Raw genomic sequence first — 1949 nt, 5'->3', positions numbered from 1 at the left:
AATACAAAACGCCCGATGCGATGCATCGGGCGTTTTGAGGCTGAAATAGGTGTAAACCTATTTCAGGACTAGACATGAGCCAAACACACTTACAGCAGAAAGATAGTTGCAAGCCCCAGAAAGATGAAGAAACCACCGCTGTCGGTTACAGCCGTGATCATCACGCTGGAGCCCATTGCCGGATCACGCCCCATACGCACCAGGGTCATCGGAATCAGCACACCCATCAGCGCAGCAAGCAACAGGTTCAGGGTCATTGCAGCAGTCATCACCACACCCAGCGACCAGCTGTGGTAAAGCAGGAACGCCACGATACCTATCACACCACCCCAAATAAGGCCGTTGATCAGGGCAACCGCCAGTTCCTTACGCATTAGCCGCGACGTATTCCCTGGGCTCACCTGATCAAGCGCCATAGCGCGAACAATCATGGTGATCGTCTGGTTACCGGAGTTACCACCAATACCCGCCACGATCGGCATCAAGGCTGCCAACGCCACCAGTTTTTCGATCGACCCCTCAAACAGGCCAATCACACGAGAGGCCACGAATGCAGTAATCAGGTTGATCGCCAACCAGGCCCAACGGTTACGCAGCGAGCGCCAGACCGAAGCAAAGATATCTTCCTCTTCGCGCAGACCCGCCATGCTCAGGACTTCGCTTTCGCTTTCCTCCCGAATAAGGTCAACCATTTCATCAATGGTCAGACGACCAATCAGGCGATCGTTTTTGTCAACGACTGGGCCAGAGATCAAGTCATAGCGCTCAAATGCCAGGGCCGCATCGTAAGCGTCTTCCTCGGGGTGGAAGGTCACCGGATCGCTGGCCATGACCTCGGAAACCTTTTTCTCCGGGTCATTGACCAACAGACGCTTGATCGGCAAGACGCCTTTGAGGATACCGTCATAATCGACCACGAAAAGCTTGTCGGTATGCCCCGGCAACTCTTTCAGGCGACGCAGGTAACGCAACACCACTTCAAGGCTGACATCCTCACGAATGGTCACCATCTCGAAGTCCATCAGCGCACCGACCTGGTCCTCGTCATAGCTCAGGGCAGAACGCACACGCTCACGCTGCTGAGCATCCAGGCTCTCCATGAGCTCGTGAACGACGTCGCGCGGCAACTCTGGGGCAAGGTCTGCCAGTTCGTCAGCATCCATCTCCTTGGCCGCAGCCAGGAGCTCATGATCGTCCATGTCGGCGATCAGGGTTTCTCGAACCGAGTCAGACACTTCGAGCAGGATGTCGCCGTCACGCTCAGCCTTGACCAACTGCCAAACGGTCAATCGGTCATCGAGCGGTAACGCTTCGAGAATATAGGCGACGTCGGCAGAGTGCAGATCGTCGAGCTTGCGCTGCAGCTCGACCAGATTCTGTCGATGAACCAGGTTTTCAACCAGGTCATGATGATGACCTTCCTGGCGATGCGTGAGGTCTTCAACAACACGCTGGCGCTGCAACAGCTCAACCACCTGGGCCAGGCGATCCTGCAGGCTATCTTGGGTCTTTTTTACTTCGATTTCAGTCATAGGCGAACTCCACTCCCAGCAGGGAGCACGCCGGGAGGATCAATCAGTCAGATCGTGATTGGCAAAATCAGCTATTGAGTAACTACTGGGTAAGTCCATGGTGGTATTCCACAAGCCCCGGCGGGGCTGACGGGCGCAATCATACACTGCTTGAACAATCGAAGCGCTTAAAATCTTGACTAGAACAGTCGCTTGCAACATAAAGCTCGACCGCATCCAGATACACTAATACGACGGCACTGCCACAGAGAAAAGCACATCGCCTGAGATATCAGCACAAGAAGATGGCGCACTAACTGACAATCTAGCCATTGCGCTTTACGAGAAAATTAATTTCGCGGAAATCGAGTAGGAGGCGAGTTCACACCCGCCGTCCTCTCACACCACCGTGCGTACGGTTCCGTACACGGCGGTTCA

At 54.5% G+C, this 1949-nt stretch carries 1 protein-coding gene; it reads right to left on the bottom strand.

Translation table 11 applies throughout. The features are described 5' to 3' along the window. Window positions 1-89: 89 nt before the first annotated feature. Window positions 90-1532: a magnesium transporter gene (gene mgtE / locus CYD26_RS24640; RefSeq protein WP_065761966.1), complete on the bottom strand. Its 1443-nt coding sequence runs from the start codon at window positions 1530-1532 to the stop codon at window positions 90-92. Window positions 1533-1949: the final 417 nt, after the last annotated feature.

This window comes from Pseudomonas sp. FFUP_PS_473 (genome assembly GCF_002858665.1).
Taxonomy (GTDB): domain Bacteria; phylum Pseudomonadota; class Gammaproteobacteria; order Pseudomonadales; family Pseudomonadaceae; genus Aquipseudomonas; species Aquipseudomonas defluvii.
Note: the sequence above shows the minus strand (reverse complement) of the source record. Positions and strands in the feature narration are given on the sequence as shown.